This window comes from Aminobacter sp. P4_D5, from assembly GCF_056401815.1.
This window is the reverse complement of sequence record NZ_JBFUIP010001148.1, coordinates 1-571: the sequence shown is the minus strand read 5'-3', so window position 1 is coordinate 571 and position 571 is coordinate 1. Positions and strand designations below refer to the sequence as shown.

The following is a 571-nucleotide window of genomic DNA, read 5'->3' as shown; positions in this document are numbered from 1 at the left end:
GCGATGATGCTGGAAGCCGCCATCAGCAGCGTCAGCCCGTCCGGCGGCGCCTTGGCGACGAGGTCGGCGCCGATATTGCCGCCCGCGCCSGCACGGTTCTCCACCACGACCGCCTGGCCCCAGATGGCACCGAGCCGGTCGGCCAGCACACGGGCACAGACATCGGAAGGCCCGCCCGGCGCCGAGGCGGCGATGATGCGAACGGGACGCGAGGGGAAACGCTGCTGCGCGACAGCGGACGCCGCGACGAGGCCGGCGCCGCCGGCGAGGAGGGTCCGGCGCGGAAGCTGCGGCATGCTCATTCCATTCTGATCCCGGCATCCCGGATGAACCCGCCCCAGAGCGCGGCGTCCGCCTCCATGTCGCGGCGGAATTCGGCGCGGCCGCGGTTGCGGACCTCGAAGCCCGCGGCCATCAGGCGCGCGGTCACCTCGCGCTCGGCGATGACGGCGCGGGCGTCGCGCTCGATCTGCGCGGTGATGGCGTCCGGGGTCGCTGATGGCGCGAGAAAGCCCATCCAGGAGCTGGCGCGGAATCCCGGAAAACCCTGTTCGGCGACGGTGGGCACCTC

2 protein-coding genes are annotated in these 571 nt (G+C 73.0%); both read right to left on the bottom strand.

Features of this window, described 5'->3' with window-relative positions:
• A partial coding sequence (locus AC1DWF_RS37180; protein WP_476843434.1) for a Bug family tripartite tricarboxylate transporter substrate binding protein occupies positions 1-302 on the bottom strand: 302 nt, incomplete at its 3' end.
• Positions 299-571, bottom strand: a 273-nt coding sequence (locus tag AC1DWF_RS37175; RefSeq protein WP_476843433.1) for a tripartite tricarboxylate transporter substrate-binding protein, incomplete at its 5' end; no start/stop codon positions are given. The genes AC1DWF_RS37175 and AC1DWF_RS37180, both read right to left, overlap by 4 nt.